At 74.5% G+C, this 22119-nt stretch carries 23 protein-coding genes; 15 read left to right on the top strand and 8 right to left on the bottom strand.

The genetic code is table 11. The annotated features are described in order from the left end of the window. Window positions 1–257 precede the first annotated feature (257 nt). Genes Ae331Ps2_RS00720 through Ae331Ps2_RS00700 form a run of 5 tightly spaced genes read right to left on the bottom strand, consistent with a single transcriptional unit; the run spans window position 258 to window position 5038 of the window. Complete coding sequence (locus Ae331Ps2_RS00720) at window positions 258–1562, bottom strand: sulfate adenylyltransferase subunit 1 (protein WP_075311380.1); 1305 nt, start codon at window positions 1560–1562, stop codon at window positions 258–260. Then, window positions 1562–2500 (bottom strand): sulfate adenylyltransferase subunit CysD, encoded by a 939-nt coding sequence (cysD, locus tag Ae331Ps2_RS00715; protein ID WP_020624365.1) that lies wholly within the window; start codon window positions 2498–2500, stop codon window positions 1562–1564. Before cysD ends, Ae331Ps2_RS00720 begins: the two co-directional genes overlap by 1 nt. Next, a complete protein-coding gene (locus Ae331Ps2_RS00710) occupies window positions 2497–3201 on the bottom strand; it encodes a phosphoadenylyl-sulfate reductase (protein WP_075311382.1) in 705 nt (234 codons plus the stop codon). Before Ae331Ps2_RS00710 ends, cysD begins: the two co-directional genes overlap by 4 nt. Continuing rightward, window positions 3198–3374: a hypothetical protein gene (locus Ae331Ps2_RS00705; protein ID WP_020624363.1), complete on the bottom strand. Its 177-nt coding sequence runs from the start codon at window positions 3372–3374 to the stop codon at window positions 3198–3200. Before Ae331Ps2_RS00705 ends, Ae331Ps2_RS00710 begins: the two co-directional genes overlap by 4 nt. After that, window positions 3371–5038 (bottom strand): nitrite/sulfite reductase, encoded by a 1668-nt coding sequence (locus Ae331Ps2_RS00700; RefSeq protein ID WP_075311384.1) that lies wholly within the window; start codon window positions 5036–5038, stop codon window positions 3371–3373. Before Ae331Ps2_RS00700 ends, Ae331Ps2_RS00705 begins: the two co-directional genes overlap by 4 nt. A 323-nt stretch (window positions 5039–5361) precedes the next feature. On the opposite strand from Ae331Ps2_RS00700, the gene Ae331Ps2_RS00695 reads away from it, so the two are divergent. Genes Ae331Ps2_RS00695 through Ae331Ps2_RS00685 form a run of 4 tightly spaced genes read left to right on the top strand, consistent with a single transcriptional unit; the run spans window position 5362 to window position 8021 of the window. Further along, window positions 5362–5847: a hypothetical protein gene (locus Ae331Ps2_RS00695; RefSeq protein ID WP_075311386.1), complete on the top strand. Its 486-nt coding sequence runs from the start codon at window positions 5362–5364 to the stop codon at window positions 5845–5847. A 4-nt stretch (window positions 5848–5851) separates the two neighbouring features. Further along, a complete protein-coding gene (locus tag Ae331Ps2_RS33810; protein WP_255407899.1) occupies window positions 5852–5980 on the top strand; it encodes a hypothetical protein in 129 nt (42 codons plus the stop codon). Next, a complete protein-coding gene (hemW, locus tag Ae331Ps2_RS00690; protein ID WP_083695088.1) occupies window positions 5980–7239 on the top strand; it encodes a radical SAM family heme chaperone HemW in 1260 nt (419 codons plus the stop codon). Before Ae331Ps2_RS33810 ends, hemW begins: the two co-directional genes overlap by 1 nt. Next, window positions 7236–8021 carry a lipase gene (locus Ae331Ps2_RS00685; protein ID WP_249265649.1) on the top strand — a complete coding sequence of 262 codons (786 nt, stop codon included), beginning with the start codon at window positions 7236–7238 and terminating at the stop codon, window positions 8019–8021. Before hemW ends, Ae331Ps2_RS00685 begins: the two co-directional genes overlap by 4 nt. Window positions 8022–8087: 66 nt before the next feature. Here Ae331Ps2_RS00685 and Ae331Ps2_RS00680 read toward each other — a convergent pair whose 3' ends face one another. From Ae331Ps2_RS00680 to Ae331Ps2_RS00670, 3 genes are read right to left on the bottom strand one after another with little or no spacing between them, the layout of a single operon-like run. Further along, the gene (locus Ae331Ps2_RS00680; protein WP_020624317.1) at window positions 8088–8945 is read right to left on the bottom strand and encodes an ABC transporter permease; all 858 of its coding nucleotides are present in this window, start codon (window positions 8943–8945) and stop codon (window positions 8088–8090) included. Beyond that, a complete protein-coding gene (locus Ae331Ps2_RS00675) occupies window positions 8942–9877 on the bottom strand; it encodes an ABC transporter ATP-binding protein (RefSeq protein WP_254864904.1) in 936 nt (311 codons plus the stop codon). The genes Ae331Ps2_RS00680 and Ae331Ps2_RS00675 overlap by 4 nt, the downstream gene beginning before the upstream one ends. An 11-nt stretch (window positions 9878–9888) precedes the next feature. Then, complete coding sequence (locus Ae331Ps2_RS00670; protein ID WP_139318974.1) at window positions 9889–11028, bottom strand: hypothetical protein; 1140 nt, start codon at window positions 11026–11028, stop codon at window positions 9889–9891. 92 nt (window positions 11029–11120) lie between these two features. Here Ae331Ps2_RS00670 and hrcA point away from each other — a divergent pair, with 92 nt between their 5' ends. The 11 genes from hrcA to Ae331Ps2_RS00615 all read left to right on the top strand — a co-directional run bounded on the left by hrcA (window position 11121) and on the right by Ae331Ps2_RS00615 (window position 22097). Continuing rightward, window positions 11121–12140 (top strand): heat-inducible transcriptional repressor HrcA, encoded by a 1020-nt coding sequence (hrcA, locus tag Ae331Ps2_RS00665; protein WP_075311390.1) that lies wholly within the window; start codon window positions 11121–11123, stop codon window positions 12138–12140. Window positions 12141–12186: 46 nt separating this feature from the next. Next, complete coding sequence (gene dnaJ / locus Ae331Ps2_RS00660; protein ID WP_075311392.1) at window positions 12187–13353, top strand: molecular chaperone DnaJ; 1167 nt, start codon at window positions 12187–12189, stop codon at window positions 13351–13353. A gap of 4 nt (window positions 13354–13357) precedes the next feature. Beyond that, window positions 13358–14113 (top strand): 16S rRNA (uracil(1498)-N(3))-methyltransferase, encoded by a 756-nt coding sequence (locus Ae331Ps2_RS00655; protein ID WP_075311399.1) that lies wholly within the window; start codon window positions 13358–13360, stop codon window positions 14111–14113. Window positions 14114–14183: 70 nt separating this feature from the next. Next, window positions 14184–15080: a S9 family peptidase gene (locus tag Ae331Ps2_RS00650; RefSeq protein ID WP_233147480.1), complete on the top strand. Its 897-nt coding sequence runs from the start codon at window positions 14184–14186 to the stop codon at window positions 15078–15080. A 92-nt stretch (window positions 15081–15172) separates the two neighbouring features. Beyond that, window positions 15173–16276 carry a PhoH family protein gene (locus Ae331Ps2_RS00645; protein WP_043279128.1) on the top strand — a complete coding sequence of 368 codons (1104 nt, stop codon included), beginning with the start codon at window positions 15173–15175 and terminating at the stop codon, window positions 16274–16276. 104 nt (window positions 16277–16380) lie between these two features. Next, window positions 16381–16926 (top strand): rRNA maturation RNase YbeY, encoded by a 546-nt coding sequence (gene ybeY, locus Ae331Ps2_RS00640; RefSeq protein ID WP_020624621.1) that lies wholly within the window; start codon window positions 16381–16383, stop codon window positions 16924–16926. 37 nt (window positions 16927–16963) lie between these two features. After that, entirely contained in the window at window positions 16964–18388 is a 1425-nt protein-coding gene (locus tag Ae331Ps2_RS00635) for a hemolysin family protein (protein WP_020624620.1), read from the top strand. A 134-nt stretch (window positions 18389–18522) separates the two neighbouring features. Continuing rightward, window positions 18523–19755, top strand: coding sequence for an L-2-hydroxyglutarate oxidase (gene lhgO / locus Ae331Ps2_RS00630; protein WP_075311400.1), 1233 nt, complete (start codon window positions 18523–18525; stop codon window positions 19753–19755). Next, window positions 19752–20654 carry a GTPase Era gene (gene era / locus Ae331Ps2_RS00625; RefSeq protein WP_075311401.1) on the top strand — a complete coding sequence of 301 codons (903 nt, stop codon included), beginning with the start codon at window positions 19752–19754 and terminating at the stop codon, window positions 20652–20654. The genes lhgO and era overlap by 4 nt, the downstream gene beginning before the upstream one ends. 20 nt (window positions 20655–20674) lie before the next feature. Beyond that, window positions 20675–21511 carry a DNA repair protein RecO gene (gene recO, locus Ae331Ps2_RS00620; RefSeq protein WP_075311402.1) on the top strand — a complete coding sequence of 279 codons (837 nt, stop codon included), beginning with the start codon at window positions 20675–20677 and terminating at the stop codon, window positions 21509–21511. A 223-nt stretch (window positions 21512–21734) separates the two neighbouring features. Continuing rightward, window positions 21735–22097 (top strand): hypothetical protein, encoded by a 363-nt coding sequence (locus Ae331Ps2_RS00615; protein ID WP_020624616.1) that lies wholly within the window; start codon window positions 21735–21737, stop codon window positions 22095–22097. Window positions 22098–22119: the final 22 nt, after the last annotated feature.

The following is a 22119-nucleotide window of genomic DNA, read 5'->3' as shown; positions in this document are numbered from 1 at the left end:
GACGAATCGCTGTCGTGGGCCACGGCTGTGACCCGACACACCGGGGCCGGTCCGGACACCGTGCGCCGTCGCGCCCACCCGGTGATCGCCAGCAGTGAGGGGATCGGTGCCGGTTCGGGCACCGATCCCCTCACTCGTCGCGATCATCGCCGGGTCGCGACGCCACGGTCCCGTCGGTCGCGGTCGTCGTCGCGGGGCCGGGGACGACCGCGGCCCCGCACCCGGAGCGGGTGCGGGGCCGTCGGGCGTGGTCACCGTCAGCCGGCGGCCGGCACCGCCGCGAGCGGGTCGCCCACCAGCCCGGCGGCGAGCGTGTTGCCCGTCGGCGGGTCGATCAGCAGGAACCCGCCGGTGGTGCGGACGCGGGCGTAGGCGTCGACCGGCAGCGGGTCGGCGACGCGCAGCGACACCCGTCCGATGTCGTTGATCTCCAGCTTCTCCGGGGCGGGGGCGTAGGACACCGTCTCGGTGTCCAGCCGCGACCCCAGCGCCCCCACGATCACCTGGGTGGTGCGGGTGCCGTGCTTGAGCAGCAGTCGCGCGCCGGGCAGCAGCGGCTTCTCGGCCAGCCAGCACAGCGTCGCGTCGATCTCGGAGGTGACCTCCGGGACGTCGGACGCGGCCGCGATCAGGGCGCCGCGGGGGGCGTCGATGTCGTCGGCGAGCAGCACGGTGACGCTGAGCCCGGCCCCGGCGGCCGCCAGCGGGCCGTCGGCCGTCCGGACCTCGGAGACCGTGGTGCGGTGCCTCTCGGGCAGGACGACGACCTCGTCGCCCGGACGGACGGTGCCCGAGGCGACCTGGCCCGCGTAGCCGCGGTAGTCGTGGAGCTCGTCCGTGCGGGGCCGGATCACGTACTGGACCGGCATCCGGAACGGGGCCGTGGTGTCCGGGCCCTCGACCGGGACCGACTCCAGGTGCTCCAGCAGCGTCGGCCCGGTGTACCAGGGGGTGTGCCCGCTGCGGGACGCCACGTTGTCCCCGACCAGCGCGGACACCGGGATGACCTGCACCGCGGCGTCGTCGAAGCCGAGCGAGCGGGTGAGCTCGGTGAACTCGCGCTCGATGTCGGCGATCTTGGCCTCGTCGTACCCGATGAGGTCGATCTTGTTGATCGCCAGGACCAGACGCGGGACGCGCAGCAGCGACAGCACCGCGGCGTGCCGGCGGGTCTGGGAGACCACGCCGTTGCGGGCGTCGACCAGCAGCACCGCCAGCTCGGCGGTGGAGGCGCCGGTGACGGTGTTGCGGGTGTACTGCACGTGACCCGGGGTGTCGGCGAGCACGAACTCCCGCGTCGGCGTGCCGAAGTAGCGGTAGGCGACGTCGATGGTGATGCCCTGCTCGCGCTCGGCGCGCAGGCCGTCGACGAGCAGCGACAGGTCCGGGGTGGACATCCCCTTGTCGACCGAGGCGCGCTCGACGGCCTCGATCTGGTCGGCCAGCACCGATTTGGTGTCGTAGAGCAGGCGCCCGACCAGGGTGGACTTGCCGTCGTCGACGGAGCCCGCCGTGGCGAAGCGCAGCAGGGACCGGGAGGCGGTGTCGGCAGTGCCCGTCATCAGAAGTAGCCCTCCTTCTTCCGGTCCTCCATCGCGGCCTCGGACAGCCGGTCGTCGGCCCGGGTCGCGCCACGCTCGGTGAGCCGCGACGCGGTGACCTCGGCGATGACCTCGTCGAGGGTGGTGGCGGTGGACTCGACGGCTCCGGTGCACGAGCCGTCGCCCACCGTGCGGTAGCGGATCGACCTGCGTTCCAGCTTCTCGCCGTCGCGCGCTCCGCCCCAGGGACCCTCGGCGAGCCACATGCCGTCGCGCTGGAACACCTCGCGCTCGTGCGCGTAGTAGATCGACGGCAGCTCGATGCCCTCGCGCCGGATGTAGCGCCAGACGTCGAGCTCGGTCCAGTTGGAGATGGGGAACACACGAACGTGCTCGCCGGGGGCGTGCCGTCCGTTGTAGAGGTTCCACAGCTCCGGGCGCTGCTTGCGCGGGTCCCAGCGGCCGAACGCGTCGCGCAGGCTCATGATCCGCTCCTTGGCCCTGGCTCGCTCCTCGTCGCGCCGCCCGCCGCCGAACACGGCGTCGTAGCGGTGCTCGGCGATCGCGTCGAGCAGCGGCTGGGTCTGCAGCGGGTTGCGGGTGCCGTCGGCGCGCTCGACGAGCCGGCCGTCGGCGAGGTAGTCCTCGACGCGGGCGACGTCCAGGCGCAGCCCGTGCTGCGCGGCGACCCGGTCCCGGAACTCGATGACCTCGGGGTAGTTGTGCCCGGTGTCGACGTGCAGCAGACCGAACGGCACCTTGGCCGGCGCGAACGCCTTGATCGCCAGGTGCACCAGCAGTGTCGAGTCCTTGCCACCGGAGAACAGGATCACCGGGCGGTCGAACTCGCCGGCGACCTCGCGGAACACGTGGATCGCCTCGGACTCCAGGGCGTCGAGCGCGTCCAGGGCCGGGGTCGTGACGGCGGGGGTCACGGCGGTCTCCTCCAGGGCGGTCATGCGTGCAGCCCGCACTCGGTCTTGGCGCGACCGGCCCAGCGACCGGAGCGGGGGTCCTCGCCGGGCTTCGGCTTCGCGGTGCAGGGGGCGCAGCCGATGCTCGGGTATCCGGCGTCGACCAGCGGGTTCACCAGGATCCCGTGCTCGGCGATGTAGGCGTCCATGTCGTCGTCGGACCAGGCGGCGATCGGGTTGACCTTCACCAGGCCGAACTTCTCGTCGTAGGTGACCAGCGGGGTGTTCGCCCGGGTCGGGGCCTCCACCCGGCGGACGCCGGTGCCCCAGGCGTCGTAGCCGGACAGGGTCCGCTCCAGCGGGACGACCTTGCGCAACGCACAGCAGCGGTCCGGCTCGCGGGCGAACAGGTCCTTGCCGTACACGGCGTCCTGCTCGGCGACAGACTGGTCCGCCTGCGCGTTCACGATGCGCAGCTGCGGGTAGACGGCGTCGACCGCGTCGCGGGTGCCGATGGTCTCCGCGAAGTGGTAGCCGGTCTCCAGGAACAGCACGTCGACGTCCGGCTTCGCCCGCTGGGCGAGGTCGACCAGCACGGCGTCCTGCATGTTGGAGGCGACGATCAGCCGGTCACCGAAGGTCTCCGCGGCCCAGGCGAGCACTTGCTCGGCGGTCGCGTCGGGACCGAGGTCGGCGGCACCGCGCTCGGCGGTGACCCGCAGGTCGGTCTCCAGGGCAACACTCATGATTCCGCTCCCGAGGTCTCGGGGACGCCGATCCCCACGAAGGTCACGACGAAGGTGCGCAGGCAGCCGGCGCACCACCAGGCGGCGCCGGGGACCTTGTCCGACCGTTCGGCCGGACGCAGGTCCTCCTCGCCGCAGTACGGGCAGTAGAACGTCGCGGCGCGCTCGCTCATTTCAGGTCCGCCTCGTCGGCCCGCAGGACCCACTGGGCGAAGCGCTCGTCGCCGTCGCGCTGCTCGGCGAAGCGGCGCACGATCCGCTCGACGTAGTCGCCCAGCTCGGCGCTGGTGACCTTGAGCCCGCGCAGCTTGCGGCCGAACCCGGAGTCGAGCCCGAGGCCGCCGCCCAGGTGCACCTGGAAGCCCTCGACCTGGTTGCCGTCGGCGTCGGTGACGATCTGGCCCTTGAGGCCGATGTCGGCGACCTGGGTGCGGGCGCAGGCGTTCGGGCAGCCGTTGAGGTGCAGCGTGATCGGCACGTCGGGGACGACGTCGGCGAGGCGCTTCTCCAGGTCCTCGACCAGCCGGATCGCCCGCTCCTTGGTCTCGACGATCGCGAGCTTGCAGAACTCGATGCCGGTGCAGGCCATCGTCGCGCGACGCCAGGTCGACGGCCGGGCCGGCAGCCCGAGCTTGTTCAGGTCCTCGACCAGCCCGTCGAGCTTGTCGTCGGCCACGTCCAGCACGACGATCTTCTGGTACGGGGTGAACCGGATGCGGTCCGACCCGGCGCGCTCGGCGGCGTCGGCGACGGCGAGCAGCGTCGTGCCCGACACCCGGCCCGAGGGCGGGGCGACGCCGACGTAGTTGCGGCCGTCCTTCTGCTTGTGGACGCCGACGTGGTCGATCGGGCGCTCGGGGACCGCCGGGGCGGGGCCGTCGACCAGCTTCCGGCCCAGGTACTCGTCCTCCAGGACCTGGCGGAACTTCTCCGGGCCCCAGTCGGCGATGAGGAACTTGATGCGGGCGCGGTGGCGCAGGCGGCGGTAGCCGTAGTCGCGGAAGACCTGGATGACGCCGTGCCACACGTCGGGCACCTCGTCCAGCGGGACCCAGGCGCCGAGGCGCTCCGCGATCCGCGGGTTGGTCGACAGGCCACCGCCGACCCACAGGTCGAAGCCGGGGCCGTGCTCGGGGTGCTCCACGCCGACGAAGGAGATGTCGTTGATCTCGTGCGCGACGTCCTGCTGCCAGGAGATCGCGGACTTGAACTTGCGCGGCAGGTTCGACAGCTCACGGTCGCCGATGAAGCGGCGCACGATCTCGTCGATCGCCGGGGTGGGGTCCACCACCTCGTCGGCGGAGACGCCGGCGACGGGGGAGCCCATGACCACGCGCGGGCAGTCGCCGCAGGCCTCGGTGGTCTGTATGCCCAGCGGCTCGATCAGGTTCCAGATCGCCGGGACGTCCTCGACGCGGATCCAGTGGTACTGGATGTTCTCCCGGTCGGTGACGTCGGCGGTGTCGCGGCCGTAGCGCTGCGAGACCTCACCGAGCGCGCGCAGCTGCTCGACCGAGACCGAGCCACCGTCGAGGCGCACGCGCATCATGAAGTAGGAGTCGTCGAGCTCCTCGGGCTCCAGCGCCGCGGTGCGGCCGCCGTCGATCCCGGGCCTGCGCTGGGTGTAGAGCCCCATCCAGCGGAACCGGCCGCGCAGGTCGGCGGGGTCGATCGAGTCGAAGCCGCGCTTGGCGTAGACGTTCTCGATCCGCGCGCGCACGTTGAGCGGGTTGTCGTCGCGCTTGCTGCGCTCGTTGGGGTTCAGCGGTTCGCGGTGGCCGAGCTTCCACTGCCCCTGGCCCTTCGGGCGGCGGGGTGCGGTCTTCGAGGGCGCCATGTGGTGGGTGCTCCGATGTGGGTTCGGGCGCACTCCGGCCTGGGACGGGGCGCGGAGCGGCCCGGGCGGTTCAGAAGGGGCCGTCGGGTCAGTGCCGACGACAGAGCGCGCTACGGGTCCGGTTCAGGTCCACGTGGCGACGCGCCACGAGGCGGAGACGGAGTGCGGGCACGGATACAGGGTGCCACGGTGTCCGGACTCGCCACAAAGTGATGTTCGCATCCTGGGAGAGGTGGGTGGATAGGTCCGGACGTTCACCGCCGGGACGGCCGTTCCGGCCGGAAACGCCACGCTGCGGGTGCCGGTTCGGCCATTCTCCGCCCATGACGACGCCCGACGCCACCCCCTGGCAGCACGACCCGACCCCGTCGACGGACGTGGTGCGTCTTCGGCCGCAGCCGGTGCGCGGCGCGGTCGGGGTCGTGGTCTCGGCCGTGGCGATGCTCGCCGCGATCGCCTTCCTGCGGGCGGCGGCCACCGGCTGGTCGGTGATGGACGACGGCCGCCCCGGCAACACCGTCGTGACCCGGCTGATCGGCCTGGTGTTCGGCCTGATCGCGCTGGTGGTGGCGGTCGCCTTCTTCGGCACGGCCGCGCGGATCCGGCTCGCCCGCCGCGTCGTCGTCGGGCCGGACGCCGTCGAGCTGGTCGCCCCCGTCGAGCCGGACCGTCCGGTGCGGCTGCCCCGCGGCGTCGTCCGCCGGGTCACCGTGCACACCGCGATGCGGTCCACGCCCCGGCTGCTCCCGGTCCCGGCGTTCCTGCGCCTGGAGCTGTCGGTGCCGCCGGTCGGTGCCGCCGGTCGGTGACGCCGTGTACGAGCTGTTGGAGACCGATCCGGGGATCGTGGAGTACCCGCTCGACGGGTTCGACGTCCCGGCGGTGGCCCGCGCCCTCGGCGTCCCGGTCGAGGTCCGGGTGCCGACCCGTCCGACCCGGTAGTGGCACACTCGCCGGACGTGACCTCCGTGCCGCCGGCCTTCGGGCTCTACGTCCACGTGCCGTTCTGCGCGACCCGCTGCGGCTACTGCGACTTCAACACCTACACCGCCTCCGAGCTGGCCGGTGACGCCGCGTCCCCGGACGGCTGGCTCGCCGCCGCCCGCACCGAGATCGCGCTCGCCGCCCGGACGGTGGGGAACCGCACCGTGGAGACGGTGTTCGTCGGCGGCGGCACCCCGTCGCTGATCGGCGCCGACCGGCTCGTCGCGATGCTCGACTGCGTCCGCGAGCACCTCCCGCTCGCCGAGGACGCCGAGGTCACCACCGAGTCCAACCCCGAGTCGGTCTCCCCGGAGTTCTTCGACCGGCTGCGGGCCGGCGGGTTCACCCGCATCTCGCTGGGTATGCAGTCCGCCGCCCCGCACGTGCTCGCCGTGCTCGACCGCACGCACACCCCCGGGCGCGCCGTCGCCGCCGCCCGGGAGGCCCGTGCCGCCGGGTTCGCCCACGTCAACCTGGACCTGATCTACGCCACCCCCGGCGAGACCGACGACGACCTGCGCGCCTCCGCCGACGCCGTCCTCGACGCCGGTGTCGACCACGTCTCGGCCTACGCGCTCATCTTCGAGGACGGGACCGCGCTGGCCCGCCGGGTCCGCCGCGGCGAGCTGCCCGCCCCCGACGACGACGTCGCCGCCACCCGTTACGAGCTGCTCGACGCGCGGCTGCGCGACGCCGGACTCGCCTGGTACGAGGTCTCGAACTGGTCGCTGCCCGGGGCCGAGTGCCGGCACAACCTGGGCTACTGGCGCGACGGCGACTGGTGGGGGATCGGCCCCGGTGCCCACTCCCACCTGGCCGGGACGCGCTGGTGGAACGTCAAGCACCCGGCGCGCTGGGCCGGCGCGCTCGCCGCGGGGGAGACGCCCGAGGGCGGACGCGAGGAGCTCACCGCCGACGAGCGGCACACCGAGCGGGTCATGCTGCGGCTGCGCCTGGCCGAGGGCATGGCCCTGACCCTGCTGCACGACGGCGGTCGCGCGGCCGCCGCCCGCGCCGTCGCCGAGGGGCTGCTGGACCCGGTGGCGCACGCGGCGGGCCGCGCCGTGCTGACCGACCGCGGACGGCTGCTGGCCGACCGGGTCGTCACCGACCTGCTGATCGCCGACGAGGAACCCGCCGCGACCGGTCCCGCCACCGCGAGCGGTCCCGCCACCGCGGGGGTGCTCGGCACCGCAGGCCCGGCGGGGGTCCGGTGAGCCCGCGCCGCCGGGCGCTGCTGGTCGTCGTCGCGCTGCTGGTCGCGGTGGGGGTGGTGGCCGCGGTCGTCGTCGCCCTGCCCGGCGCGTCCCGCGGCGCGCGCGGGCCCGTCGCCCAGGACCGGCCGGGACCGGTCCTGCTCGTCCCCGGCTGCGGCGGCGACCGCACCGGCCTGGAGGTCCTCGCCGGGGCCCTGCGCGCCCAGGGCCGCGACGCCCGCGTCCTGGCCCTCGACGGCGACGGCACCGGCGACCTCGACCGGCAGGTGGACGTGCTGGACCGCGCGGTCACCGTCGCCACCGATTCCGGGGCGCCGTCGGTCGACGTCGTCGGCTACTCCGCGGGCGGCGTCGTCGCCGGGCTGTGGGCGGTCCGCGACGACGGCCCGGCCCGGTCCCGGCGGATCGTGTCGATCGGCTCCCCGCTGGCCGGGACGACCGTCGCCGGGTCCGCCGCCGCGCTCGCCCCGGAGGCGTGCCCGCAGGCCTGCCGCCAGCTCGTCCCGGGCTCGGCGCTGCTGGGGGAGCTCGCCGGTGCCGGGACGGCGGTGCCGTGGCTGTCGGTGTGGACCGACCGCGACCGGGTCGTCACCCCGCCCACCTCGGCCCGCCTCGACGGCGCGGTCAACGTGGAGCTGCAGCAGCTGTGCCCGGGCTCGACCGTCGGCCACGGCGCCCTGCCCGCCGACGACGCCGTGATCGGTCTGGTCGTCCGTGCGCTGTCCACCGCACCGATCGAGGCGGCACCGGCCGACTGCGGCACCCTGCGCGCCGCGGGCTGAAGTGGGCGGGCCGAGCCGGGCGAGCTCAGGCGGGCGGAGCTGAGGCGGGCTGCTGCGGGCGGGCGCTCAGCTCGCGATGTCCTTGGTCGCCAGGTTCGCCCACGCCGCCCCGACGGCGACGGCCACCCAGCCGGCCTGCACCCACGCCCCGGTGCGGGCGGCGTCGTAGAGGACCGGGTCGCGGTAGAGGTCGATCCAGGCGAGCCAGTGTGCCGTCGGCAGGAAGTCGACGAACGCGGCCGAGGCGTCGAGGGCCTGCAGCGACGCGCTGGTCACCACGACCGCGAGCACCGCCAGCGCCGCCGCCAGCGGCGAGTCGGTCAGGGTGGAGAAGAAGATCCCCAGCGCGCCCAGGGTGAGCATGCACAGCGCCAGGTAGGCCACGGTCAGCCCGGTCCGGGTCGCCAGGTCCGCCGGCTCGATCACCGTCCCGGACAGCGACGCGACCGAGCCGGGCCCGGCGTCGACCGGGGGCAGGGTCAGGCCCCCGGTGGCGGTGGTGGTGCCGGTGCCGAACACCGCGATCCCCACGACGTACGACGTCAGCACCACCAGGGTCACCGCGGTGACCACGAAGAACGCCACCGACACCAGCTTCGCCACGAGCAGCCGCAGCCGTCCGACCGGCCGGATCAGCAGGTAGCGCAGCGTCCCCGCGGCAGCCTCCCCGGCGATGGTGTCCCCGGCGACCACCGCCACGGTGATCGGGAGCAGGATCGGCAGCACCAGCGCCAGCGCGAACGCCGGGAAGATCTGCCCGTTCGTCGCGACCGCGGACAGGAACGCCGGTCCCTGCCCCGGCGGCGGGAGGATCCCGGTGGCCGAGACGACCACCGCGACCAGCGCCGGCAGCGCGCACAGCAGCAGCCAGCACAGCCACACCCGGGTGCGGCGCAGCAGCAGCGCCAGCTCGACGAGGATCACCGCGCCACCTCCCGCCCGGCCGTCGCCACCCGGTCCGAGCCGTCACCGGTGCGTTCCAGCACCACCTGTTCCAGAGTGCGGCGCTCGGGCTCCAGCGACGCCACCGGCACCCCGGCCCGCACCAGGTGCGCGTTGAGGTCGGCGGGGTCGACGGCCCGCACCACGAGCCGGTCGCCGTCGGCGGACTCCAGCGCCCGGCCGAGCACCCGCGCCGCGGCCGCCGGGGCCGGGGTGCGGACCACGACCCGGCCGGTGGGTGCGCGGAGCTCGTCGAGGTCCTGGACGAGCACCAGGTGCCCGGCGTCCATCACCCCGACCCGGGTGCACAGCGTCTCCACCTCGGCGAGCAGGTGGCTGGACAGCACCACGGTCGTGCCCCGGTCGTTCAGTGCGGTCAGCAGTGCACGCATCTCCCCGATGCCGCGCGGGTCGAGGCCGTTGGTCGGCTCGTCGAGCAGCAGCAGCTCCGGGGTGCGCAGCAGCGCCGAGGCGATGCCCAGGCGCTGGCGCATCCCCAGCGAGTACGCCCGCACCGGGCGGCGGTCGACCCCGCCCAGGCCGACCTGGTCCAACGCGTCCTGCACCCGTCGTCGCCGGTCGGCGGGCCGGTGCAGCGGGCCGCCCACCGAGCCCGCCGCGTCGAGCAGGGTCAGGTTCGCCCGCCCCGACAGTCCCGGCCAGGCGGCGGGGGACTCGACCAGCGCCCCGACCCGGGGCAGCACCGTGGCCGCGGCACGCGGCATCGGCGAGCCCAGCACCTCGATCGACCCCGAGGTGGCGTGCACCAGTCCGAGCAGCATCCGCACCAGCGTCGTCTTGCCCGAGCCGTTCGGGCCCAGCAGCCCGAACCGCGACCCGGCGGGCACCGCCAGGTCGACGCCGTCGACGGCGGTGACCCGGCCGAACCGCTTGGTCAGGGCGTGCGTCGCCACCACCGGGTCGTTCACCGGCCCGCCCCCATCAGCTCGACGGCGGCCGACTCCAGCACACCGGGCCGCACCGTCCCGGCCAGCAGCACCCCGCGCCGTCGCCGACGGGCGACGACCAGGCTGAGCAGCGGCGTCGCCACCCGGGCGGCCGAGCCGCCGGGCAGGCCCGGCACGTCCACCCCGCCCGCGGCGGCCGAGCCGCGCACGATCCCGTCGACGACCTCCGGTCCGGCCGGGACCAGCACGAACCGGCCGACCCCCGTCCCGTAGACGCCGACCCCGGGCAGCAGATCGGCGGCCGGGACATCCCCGGACAGCGGCAGCTCCACCCGGTCCCGGCCGGCGAGCCGGTCCGGCGGCGGGACCGCACCGACCCCCTGCAGCGACCCGGTCAGGTCGTCCGGGCGGGTCCGCACCCGCTCCGCCGACGACGGCGGCGCCGGGACGAGGCCGGAGCCGGCCGGCGGGACGGTCTCCACCGCCTCGAACGCCGTCTCCAGGAGCGGGCCCGCGCCGTCCCGGGCGGCGATCTCGACAGCGACCGGGAGGGCGCCGTCGCCGACGGGGACCGACCACACGTCGATCCGGCCGGCCAGGCTGTCCGGGTCGGCGGGGGTCACTCGCAGCCCGGCCGCGGCGAGCCCGGCCACCCGGCGCGGCGGCAGCGCCATCACCGGGTCGTCCGGGGTGGCGCCGAGCAGCCGGCGGGCCAGGTCGGCCGGGGCGAGGTCCGAGGCCCGCGGGAACCGCACCGGGGCGAGTGGCTCGATCGTGGTGAGCCGGTTCGCGCCGTAGTCCCAGACCTGCTCGACCTGCCCGTCGCGGTAGGTGTCGACCTCGCCGACCGGGGTCAGCTCGTCGACCCGCCAGCGGCCGGCGTCGGCGACCTGGACGCGGATCCGGGTGGTGGTGGAGAGCAGCCGGGCCGCGGACCCGATCGGCGCGACGGTGGGCAGCCCGAGCCGGCCGGTCGCCGTCGCCAGCCCGGAGTGGGGGACGACACCCGCCAGGATCCGGGCCCGCAGCGCGACCGGGTCCGGCGTCCCGGCGACGCCGTCGACGGGGAGCCAGCGGTCGGTCGTACCGGCCGCGACCAGGGCGAGGGCGCCGGCGCCGACGATCAGGGAGCGCCGGCCGAAGCGGCGTGCGGACATCACCCCACCCACCGTGCCACGCCGTGTGCCGCGGCCGCGCGACCGCGGCGGAGCTTAGGATGGACGGGGCATACCGGGGGAGGTGCGATGAGATGAACGCCGACGAACGGCGCTTCGCCGTACTACGGGCCATCGTGGCCGACTACGTGTCGACGCAGGAGCCCGTGGGCTCCAAAGCCATCGTCGACCGACACAACCTCGGGGTGTCGAGCGCGACGGTCCGCAACGACATGGCCGTCCTCGAGGAGGACGGGCTGATCGCCCAGCCGCACACCAGCGCCGGCCGGATCCCGACCGACAAGGGCTACCGTCAGTTCGTCGACCGGATCTCGCAGGTCAAGCCGCTGTCGTCGGCGGAGAAGCGGGCCGTGCAGACGTTCCTGGACGGTGCGGTCGACCTGGACGACGTGCTGCGCCGCTCGGTGCGGCTGCTCGCGCAGCTGACCCGCCAGGTCGCCGTCGTGCAGTACCCGACGCTGACCCGCTCCACGGTCCGCCACCTGGAGGTCGTGCAGCTGACCCCGGCCCGGCTGATGCTGGTGCTGATCACCGACTCCGGGCGCGTCGACCAGCGCGTCGTGGACCTGGGGGACGTGCTCGCCGACGACGACGTCGCCCGGCTGCGCGAGATGCTCGGCAACGCCCTCAACGGTCGCAAGCTCGCCGAGGCCTCCGCGGCCGTCGCCGAGCTGCCCGACACCGCGCCGGAGGACCTGCGCACCCCGCTGCTGCACCTCGCGACGGTGCTCATCGAGACCCTCGTCGAGCACCCCGAGGAGCGGATGGTGCTGGGCGGCACGGCGAACCTGACCCGCAGCCACGCCGACTTCCCCGGCTCGCTGCGCCAGGTCCTGGAGGCGCTGGAGGAGCAGGTCGTGGTCATGCGGCTGCTCGCGGCGTCGCAGGAGTCCGGGCTGGTCACCGTCCGGATCGGCGAGGAGAACGAGGCCGAGGACCTGCGCACCGCGTCCGTGGTCACCGTGGGGTACGGCTCGGGGACCCCACTGGGCGGGATGGGCGTCGTCGGGCCCACCCGGATGGACTACCCGGGCACGATCTCGGCGGTGCATGCGGTCGCCCGGTACGTGGGTGAGATCCTGACCGGTCGGTAGGCCCTTTCATCGTCGTTGTAGGTACTTCTCAGAGGAAAAGAGCCAGGTGGCACGCGACTACTACGGGATCCTGGGCGTCGAGCGCGGCGCCGACGCCTCGGAGATCAAGCGGGCGTACCGCAAGCTCGCCCGTGAGCTGCACCCGGACGTCAACCCCGATCCCGGCGCCCAGGAGCGGTTCCGGGAGGTGAGCGCCGCCCACGAGGTGCTGACCGACCCGGAGAAGCGCCGGGTCGTCGACCTCGGTGGCGACCCCCTCGACGCCCGCGGCGGGGGTGGCGGCGGCGGTGACCCGTTCGCCGGGTTCGGCGGCTTCAGCGACATCATGGACGCGTTCTTCGGCGGCACCGCGGCCGGTGGACGCGGGCGCGGCCCGCGCAGCCGGGTCCAGCCCGGGGCCGACGCGCTGATCCGGATGGAGCTGACGCTGGAGGAGTGCGCCGCCGGTGTGCAGCGCGACCTCGCCGTCGACACCGCGGTCCTGTGCACCCAGTGCCAGGGCTCCGGCTGCGCCGACGGCACCCGTCCCACCGCCTGCGACACCTGCGGCGGCTCCGGGGAGATCCAGAGCGTGCAGCGCTCGTTCCTCGGGCAGGTCGTCACCGCGCGGCCCTGCCCGACCTGCCGCGGGTTCGGCGAGGTCATCCCCGACCCGTGCCGCCAGTGCGCGGGAGACGGCCGGGTCCGGTCGCGACGCACCGTCTCGGTCAAGATCCCGGCCGGTGTCGCCGAGGGCATGCGGGTGCGCCTGTCCGGGCAGGGTGAGGTCGGCTCCGGTGGCGGTCCCGCCGGTGACCTCTACGTCGAGGTGGAGGAGGCGCCGCACGAGCTGTTCACCCGCGACGGCGCCGACCTGCACTGCACGCTCCCGCTGCCGATGACCGCGGCCGCGCTCGGCACCACGCTGCCGCTGCCGCTGCTCGACGGCACGATCGCCGAGATCGACGTCGAGCCGGGCACCCAGCACGGCACGGTCCGCACGCTGCGCGGCAAGGGCATCCCCCGGCTGCGCTCCACCGGGCGCATCGACGGCCACGGCGACCTCCTCGTGCACGTGGAGGTGGTGGTGCCGACCCGGCTGGACAAGGAGCAGACCGACCTGCTGCGCAAGCTCGCCGAGCTGCGCGGCGAGGCACAGCCGGACCTGATCGGTGGCTCGCGCAACGGTCACGGCCTGTTCTCCAAGCTGCGCGACAGCTGGACCGGACGCTGACCCGGTGACGACGGCGCCGCTGTTCCTGGTCGACGACGTCGCGTCCCTCCCGCGCCCGGGCTCCGACACGGTGCTCGACGGCCCGGAGGGGCGGCACGCCGCGACCGTGCGACGGCTGCGCCCCGGCGAGGCGCTGGTGCTCTCCGACGGCCGGGGCGGGCTCGCCCGCGCCGAGGTCGTCGACGTCGCCGGGCGGGACGCGCTGACCGTGCGGCTGCACGAGGTGACCCGGGTGCCCGCACCCGCGGTCCGCGTCGTCGTCGCGCAGGCGCTGGTCAAGGGCGACCGCGGCGAGCTCGCCGTGGAGACCGCGACCGAGGCCGGTGCCGACGGGTTCGTCCCCTGGAAGGCGGCGCGCTGCGTCACCCGCTGGGACGACGGCCCGCGCGGGGCGAAGGCCCTCGAACGCTGGCGGTCCACCGTGCGGGAGGCGGCCAAGCAGGCCCGGCGGCCGTGGCAGCCCGGGGTCGCCGACCCGGTGACCACCGCGCAGCTCGCCGCCCGGGTCGGTGCCGCCGACACCGCGCTGGTGCTGCACGAGTCCGCGGGCGACGACCTCGCCTCGGTCGCGTTGCCCGCCGCGGGGGAGGTGCTGCTCGCCGTCGGACCGGAGGGCGGCGTCGACGACGCCGAGCTCGACCGCCTCGCCGACGCCGGCGCCGTCCCGGTCCGGATGGGACCGGAGGTGCTGCGGGCCTCCACCGCGGCCTGCGTCGCGCTCGGCGCGCTCGCCGTGCGCACCGGCCGCTGGGCCCGCTGACCCCGCCGGGGCCGTCTCTTTCCGGCGATTCCGTCGTCGTGGGCCGGGTTCGGATGCCATCATCCGCCGCGTGAGTGACCATGCTCCCCGGATCGGACGTCGCGCGCTGCTGGCCGGCCTCGCCGCCTCCCCGCTGCTCGGCGCCTGCGGCAACGACGCCCCCGCGGCCCCGCGCCGACCCCCGCGTGACGAAGCCGTACCGCGGACCGAGCGGATGGCCTACGGCGGCCAGCCCCAGCAGTTCGGCGAGCTGACCTTCCCGGCCACCCGGGACCTGCCCCGCGGCACCGTGCTCGTCGTGCACGGCGGGTTCTGGCGGGCCGGCACCGACCTCACGGTCATGCGGCCGGTGGTCGACGCGCTGGTCGCGGCGAACTTCGCGGTCTGGAACATCGAGTACCGCACGGTGAACGCCGGCGGCGGCTGGCCCTCCACCTTCGACGACGTCGCGATGGCCGCCGACCACCTCGCCACCCTGCGCTCCACCCGCCTGGACCTGCGCCGGCTCGTCGTACTCGGGCACTCGGCGGGCGGGCACCTCGCGGGCTGGCTCGCGATGCGCGCGAAGCTCACCCCCGGTGACCCGGGCGCCGCGCCCGCGGTGCGGCCGGCCGGGGTGGTCTCGCTGGCCGGGGTGCTCGACCTGGCCGGCGGGATGCTGCTCGGCGACGGCGCCGTCGCCGACCTCGTCGCGGCGACCCCGGCCGCCGACCCGGCCCGGTTCCGCGCGACCAGCCCGATGGAGGCCGTCCCGCTCGGGGTGCCGTCGGTGTGCGTGCACGGCACCGCCGACGAGGTCGTCCCGCTCTCCCAGAGCGAGGACTTCGTCGCCGCCGCGACGGCCGCCGGGGACCGCTCGGAGCTCGTGCGGGTCGAGGGCGCGAACCACCTGCAGCTCATCGACGTGCGCCATCCGGGCTGGGCGGCGGCGCTGGCGGCGGTGGAACGCCTGAGCGCGCCCGCCTGACCCGCTGCCGAATCCGCGGGTGCCGTCCGCGGTCCGACCGGTACGATCGGCGCAGTCCGGCGACCCGACGTACGAGGCAGGCGAACACACTCTTGACCGGCACCGAACCCGGCCCCACCCCTCGGACCGACGAGCGGTCCGACGCAGCACCGGGCGGGACCGTCCGGTCGAGGATGGCCGTGCCGGACACCGCCCTCCTCGCCCTGCTCGGCTCGCGCGACGAGAGCCTGCGCGCCGCCGAGGAGGAGCTGACCGCCGACGTCCACGTCCGCGGCAACGAGCTGACCCTGTCCGGGGACCCCGGCGACGTCGCCTTCGCCGAGCGGGTCTTCACCGAGCTGATCACCCTGGCCGAGCGCGGCCAGCTGGTCGGCGCGGACACCGTGCGCCGCACGGTGCAGATGCTCTCGGCGGAGAACACCGCCGACGAGCGGCTCGGCGAGTCCCCGGCCGAGGTGCTGAGCCTGGACATCCTGTCCCGGCGCGGGAAGACCATCCGGCCCAAGACGCTCAACCAGAAGCGCTACGTCGACGCCATCGACGCGTTCACCATCGTCTTCGGCATCGGCCCGGCCGGTACCGGCAAGACCTACCTGGCGATGGCCAAGGCCGTGCAGGCGTTGCAGGCCAAGCAGGTCAACCGGATCATCCTGACCCGGCCCGCGGTCGAGGCGGGGGAGCGGCTGGGTTACCTGCCCGGCACGCTGTTCGAGAAGATCGACCCGTACCTGCGCCCGCTCTACGACGCGCTGCACGACATGATCGACCCGGAGTCGATCCCGAAGCTGATGGCCGCCGGGACGATCGAGGTCGCGCCGCTGGCGTACATGCGTGGCAGGACGCTCAACGACGCGTTCATCATCCTCGACGAGGCGCAGAACACCACGCCCGAGCAGATGAAGATGTTCCTCACCCGGCTCGGCTTCGGCTCGCGGATCGTGGTCACCGGCGACATCACCCAGGTCGACCTGCCGGGCAACGCCCGGTCCGGGCTGGCGGTCGTGCAGGACATCCTCGACGGCGTCGACGACGTGCACTTCTCCCGGCTCGAGAGCGCCGACGTGGTCCGGCACCGCCTGGTGTCCGACATCGTCGACGCCTACGCCCGGTTCGACGCCGTCGAGCACCGCGCGGCCGCCGTCGGCAACGGCGCACCCCGCAACGGCCCCGCGCGGCGTCCCGACCGGCGGCGGTGACCGGGGACGGTGGCCAGGGGCGGGTGGCGCCCGGGACCGTCGGTGCGGCCGTCTAGGCTGCCCCGTACATCCGTATCGGCGAGCAGGGGCAGGGCAGCGGCGACGTGAGCATCGAGGTCGTCAACGAGTCCGGGGTCGCGGTCGACGAGGCGCAGATCGTGTCGGTCGCCCGGTACGCGCTGGACGCGATGAAGGTGAGCCCGTCCGCCGAGCTGGCGATCACCGCCGTCGGGCTGGACGCGATGGAGGAGCTGCACGTCCGCTGGATGGACGAGCCGGGCCCCACCGACGTCATGGCCTTCCCGATGGACGCGCTCGCCGAGGACACCCGGCGGCCCGACGCACCGGACCTGGGCCCCGCCCTGCTCGGTGACGTCGTGCTCTGCCCGGCCTTCGCCCGGGACCAGGCGCGCAAGGCCGGGCACACCCTGGCCGACGAGCTGCACCTGTTGACCGTGCACGGCATCCTGCACCTGCTCGGCTACGACCACCTCGAGCCCGAGGACGAGCGCGAGATGTTCGCGCTGCAGAACCGGCTGCTCGTCCGCTGGCGGGAGGACCGGGCCCGCGAGCGCGCCCGGGACGCCCAGAAGCGCAGCGACGACCGGCTGCTCGGTGCCGCCGGTTTCGAGGACGAGGTCGGCCGGTGACCGGACGACCCACGACCCCGTTCTCCGAGGAGCAGAAGTGACCCCCGTCTGGCTGATCGTCGCGACGGTCCTGCTCGTCCTGCTGGCCGGGGTGTTCGCGGCCGCGGACTCGGCCCTGATGTCGATCTCCCGTGCCCGGGTGGACGCCGTCGTGCGGTCCGGGCGGGCCGGTGCGCGGGCGCTGTCGGCCGTCGTCGCCGACCGGCCGCGGCACGTCAACCTGCTGATGCTGCTGCGCGTCGCCTGCGAGACGGTCGCGGTGATCCTGCTGGCGATCGCGCTGGCCCCGCTGTTCTCCGCGCCCTGGATCGGGCTGCTGCTCGCCGCGGTGCTCATGGTGCTGGCCAGCTACGTGCTGGTCGGGGTCGGGCCGCGCACCCTGGGCCGCCAGCACCCGTACCGGATCGGGCTGCTGCTCGCCGCCCCGATCCGTGCCCTGGGCACGGTGCTCTCGCCGCTGGCGAAGCTGCTCATCCTGCTGGGCAACGCGATCACCCCGGGCCCCGGTTTCCGCGACGGCCCGTTCTCCACCGAGGTCGAGCTGCGCGAGCTCGTCGACATGGCCAGCAACCGCGGCGTCGTCGACGAGGGCGAGCGCAAGATGATCCACTCGGTGTTCGAGCTGGGGGAGACCCCGGTCCGCGACATCATGGTGCCGCGGCCGGACCTGATCTGGACCGAGCGCGACACCCCGGTGGAGAAGGTGCTGCGGCTGGCGCTCAAGAGCGGCTACTCGCGCATCCCGGTGCTCGGCGAGGGCATCGACGACGTCATCGGCATCGCCTACCTCAAGGACCTGGTGCGGGCCCGCGAGGAGGCCCGGCGCGGCGAGCGCGAGGTCGCCCTGCTCGACATCCTGCGCCCCGCGGCCTTCGTGCCGGACTCCAAGCGCAGCGACGACCTCATGCGCGAGATGCAGCGCACCCGCAACCACATGGCCGTCGTCGTCGACGAGTACGGCGGCACCGCCGGGGTGGTGACGATCGAGGACATCCTGGAGGAGATCGTCGGCGAGATCACCGACGAGTACGACTCCGAGGAGGTGCCCGAGGTCGCCGAGGTCTCCGACGGCGCCTTCCGGGTCGCGGCCCGGCTGCCCGTCGAGGACCTCGAGGAGCTGTTCGCCGGGCGGTTCCGCGGCACCCCGCGCGAGGACGAGCTGCACGAGGCACTGGAGAACGCCGACGTCGACACCGTCGGCGGGCTGCTCGCCCAGCGCCTCGGCAAGGTGCCGCTGCCCGGGGCCACCGCCGAGCTGGACGGCCTGCTGCGACTGCAGGGCGAGGGCGGCAAGGACGCCCGCGGCCGGGTCCGCATCACCTCGGTGCTGGTCAGCCCGCTGGAGCCGGCCGAGACCGAGGACACCGGCCACGACGGGCCGCGCCAGGGCGCCTCGGAGTCCGACGTGCCGGACCACGTCGCGGGCGACCCCACCGAGCACGCCGGCGCCGACCGGCACTGACCGGCACTGAACGGCCCTGACCTGGCCGTCCCCGGGCACGGGGAACGACCGACGGACGTGACCGTCCCGCCGCGGGCGGGACGCGAGGAGGACCTGATGGCTGCCCGCACGACCATCCCCGCGGAGCGTGCCCGGTGACCGGGCTGCCCGCGACACCGCGCTACGACCTCGTCGTCGTCGGGGGCGGGATCGTCGGCCTGGCCACCGCGTACGCCGCCACCCGCAACGGGCTGAGCGTCGCCGTCGTCGAGCGCGAGCAGCGCCTGGCGAACCACCAGACCGGCAACAACTCCAACGTCGTGCACTCCGGGCTCTACTACGCGCCCGGCGGCTACAAGGCCCGCTTGGCCGTCGCCGGCTGCGCCGAGACCATCGCGTTCTGCCGCGAGCACGACCTGCCGCACCAGGTGTGCGGCAAGCTCGTCGTCGCGACCGAGCCCGAGGAGCTGCCCCGGCTCGACGAGCTGGCCCGCCGCGGCGACGCCAACGGCGTGGAGAACCACCGCCTCGACGAGCACGGCATCCGCACCTACGAGCCCGACGTCCGTGGCCTCGCCGCGCTCTGGGTGCCCTCGACCGGCATCACCGACTACCGGCTGGTCGCGGAGAAGCTGGGCGAGCTGGTGGAGAAGAACGGCGGTGAGGTCCACCTCGGCCGCACCGTCACCGGGTTCGCCCGCCGCCCGTCCGACGTCGTCGTGCGCACCACCCGCGGTGACCTGCTCGGCACCCGCGCCGTGGTCTGCGGCGGACTGCGCTGCGACGAGCTCGCCCGCCTCGCCGGTGCCGACCCCGGTGTGCGGATCATCCCGTTCCGCGGCGAGTACTCCGGCTTCTCCGAGCGGGCCGCCTCGCTGGTCCGCGGCCTGATCTACCCGGTCCCGGACCCGGCGTTCCCGTTCCTCGGGGTGCACGCCACCCGCGGCATCGACGGCACCGTCCACGCCGGCCCGAACGCCGTGCTCGCGCTGGCCCGCGAGGGCTACGACTGGCGCACGGTCAAGCCGAAGGAGCTGCTGGGGACGCTGACCTACCCGGGCATGGTGAAGGTGGCGCGCACGCACTGGCGCTACGGCATCGGCGAGGTCCGCCGCTCGCTGTCGACGCGCGCGATGGTCCGCCAGATCCAGCGGATGCTGCCCGAGGTCACCGCCTCCGACCTGCACCCGGCAGGCGCCGGGGTGCGGGCCCAGGCCGTGAAGGCCGACGGCACGCTGGTCGACGACTTCCTGTTCCTCGACCAGGCCGGTCCGGACGGCGCGGGCCGCCCCGGCTCGATCCTGCACGTGCTGAACGCACCGTCCCCGGCGGCGACGGCGGCGCTGCCGATCGGCCGCGAGATCCTCGACCGGCTCGGTGCGGCATGACCGGCGCACAGCCCGAGGGCTTCCGGTCCGGGTTCGCCTGCTTCGTCGGCAGGCCCAACGCCGGCAAGTCGACCCTGACCAACGCGCTGGTCGGGGAGAAGATCGCGATCACCTCCTCGCGCCCGCAGACCACCCGGCACGCGATCCGCGGGATCGTGCACCGACCGGACGCCCAGATCGTCCTGGTCGACACCCCGGGCCTGCACCGACCCAGGACCCTGCTCGGGTCGCGGCTCAACGACCTGGTGCGCGAGACGTGGTCCGAGGTCGACGTCGTCGGGTTCTGCGTGCCCGCGAACGAGAAGGTCGGCAAGGGCGACCGGTTCATCGCCGAGGAGCTGAGCCGGATCGCCGCGCACACCCCGGTGGTCGCTGTCGTCACCAAGACCGACACCGCCCGCCCCGAGCAGGTCGCCGAGCGGCTCACCGAGGTGGCGGCGCTGATGGACTTCGCCGAGGTCGTGCCGACCTCGGCGAAGTCGGGCTTCCAGGTCTCGCTGCTGTCGGACCTGCTGGTCGGGCTGCTGCCGGAGGGCCCGCAGCTCTACCCGGACGGCGACCTCACCGACGAGCCGACCGACGTGCTCGTGGCCGAGCTCGTGCGGGAGGCGGCGCTGGAGGGCGTGCGCGACGAGCTGCCGCACTCGATCGCCGTCGTCGTCGAGGAGACGATCGAGAAGAAGGACCTGCTGGAGATCTACGCGATCATCTACGTCGAGCGGTCCAGCCAGAAGGGCATCGTGATCGGCAAGGGCGGTGCCCGGCTCAAGCAGGTCGGCAGCGACGCCCGTCGCCAGATCGAGAAGCTGCTGGGCACCCGGGTGCACCTGGACCTGCACGTGAAGATCGCCGAGGACTGGCAGCGGGACCCGAAGCAGCTGCGCAAGCTGGGGTTCTGAGGAGAACCTAGACTGGGTGGATGGCCCAGCTCTACCGCGACACCGGGATCGTGCTCCGGGTGCAGAAGCTGGGCGAGGCGGACCGGATCATCACGATGCTGACCCGTCAGCACGGCAAGATCCGGGTGGTCGCCAAGGGCGTGCGCCGCACCCGGTCGCGGTGGGGCGCCCGGCTGGAGCCGTTCAACCACGTCGACGTCCAGTGCTACACCGGGCGCACGCTCGACGTGGTCACCCAGGCCCAGACCGTCGACGCGTTCGCGCCGGCGATCGTCGCGGACTGGTCGGCCTACTCCTGCGGCTGCGCGATCCTGGAGACCGCGGACCGGCTGGTGTCCGAGGAGGGCGAGCCGAGCCTGCGGGTCTACCTGCTGCTGCTCGGTGCCACCCGGGCGCTGGCCGACGGCGCCCGCGAACCGGCCCTGGTGCTCGACGCGTTCCTGCTGCGGGCCATGAGCCATGCGGGGTGGGCGCCGTCGCTGTCGGACTGTGCGCGCTGTGCGACGCCCGGCCCGCACCGGTCGTTCACCGTCGCCGGGGGCGGCATGGTGTGCCCGCGCTGCCGCCCGCCGGGTTCGGTCACCCCGGCCCCCGAGACGGTGGCCCTGCTCATGGCGCTGCTGCACGGTGACTGGGACACCGCCGACGCCTCGGGCACCCCGACCCGGCGGGAGGCCAGCGGCCTGGTCGCGGCGCACCTGCAGTGGCACCTGGAGCGCCAGCTGCGCTCGCTGCCCCTGGTCGACCGCCGCGCCCGGGTCCGGCCCGCCGCCGTCGTCGCGCCGGGTGCGCCGGGGACCGCCCCGGAACCGCCGGACGGCGGTGCGCCGACACCTCCGGACGCGCTGTCCGACTAGTGCGATCGGCCCGGTGTCCCGATCGGGCTGCCGTGAGCGGCCCGTATGCTTCGTCGAGCGGTTGACGTTCCCGGTGCGCCGCCCGCCGCGGTGCCGCCGGTCGCGGCGCACGGCGCTTCCGCCGACTCCACCGGGTGAACGTCGCTCAGGACAGGCAACCGGTTGCGCGGTCTCGTTATCCTCCTGTGATCGAGGGGACCCCAGCCCCGTCGGAGAGGCAGTCGTGAACCGACCCCACACACCGCCGCCGGACGACGACCACACCGCTCGCACCCATCGTCTCCCGGCCGCGACGCAGCGGATCCCGGTGCCGCCCACCCAGCAGCTCCCGGCCCGCACCGAGGTCATGCCGGAGTCCCCGCAGGACGGGCCGACCCGTGCGATGCGTCAGGTCCGGGCCCGCACCGAGGACGGCGCCTGGCCGGCCATCCCGATGCTGCCGGTGATCCGGCCCGACGAGTCCGAACCGCTGTCGGAGGTCGACCGGGTCCACGGGCACCGCGGGATGCGCCGGCTGCGCGAGACCATCGAGCGGCTGGAGGACCCGGCCGTGCCGGCCTGGCCCCGGCCCGACCAGCGCGACTGAGCCCGACCACCGCGGCCGAGCC

This window comes from Pseudonocardia sp. Ae331_Ps2, from assembly GCF_001932405.1.
Classification (GTDB): Bacteria; Actinomycetota; Actinomycetes; order Mycobacteriales; family Pseudonocardiaceae; genus Pseudonocardia.
Note: the sequence above shows the minus strand (reverse complement) of the source record. Positions and strands in the feature narration are given on the sequence as shown.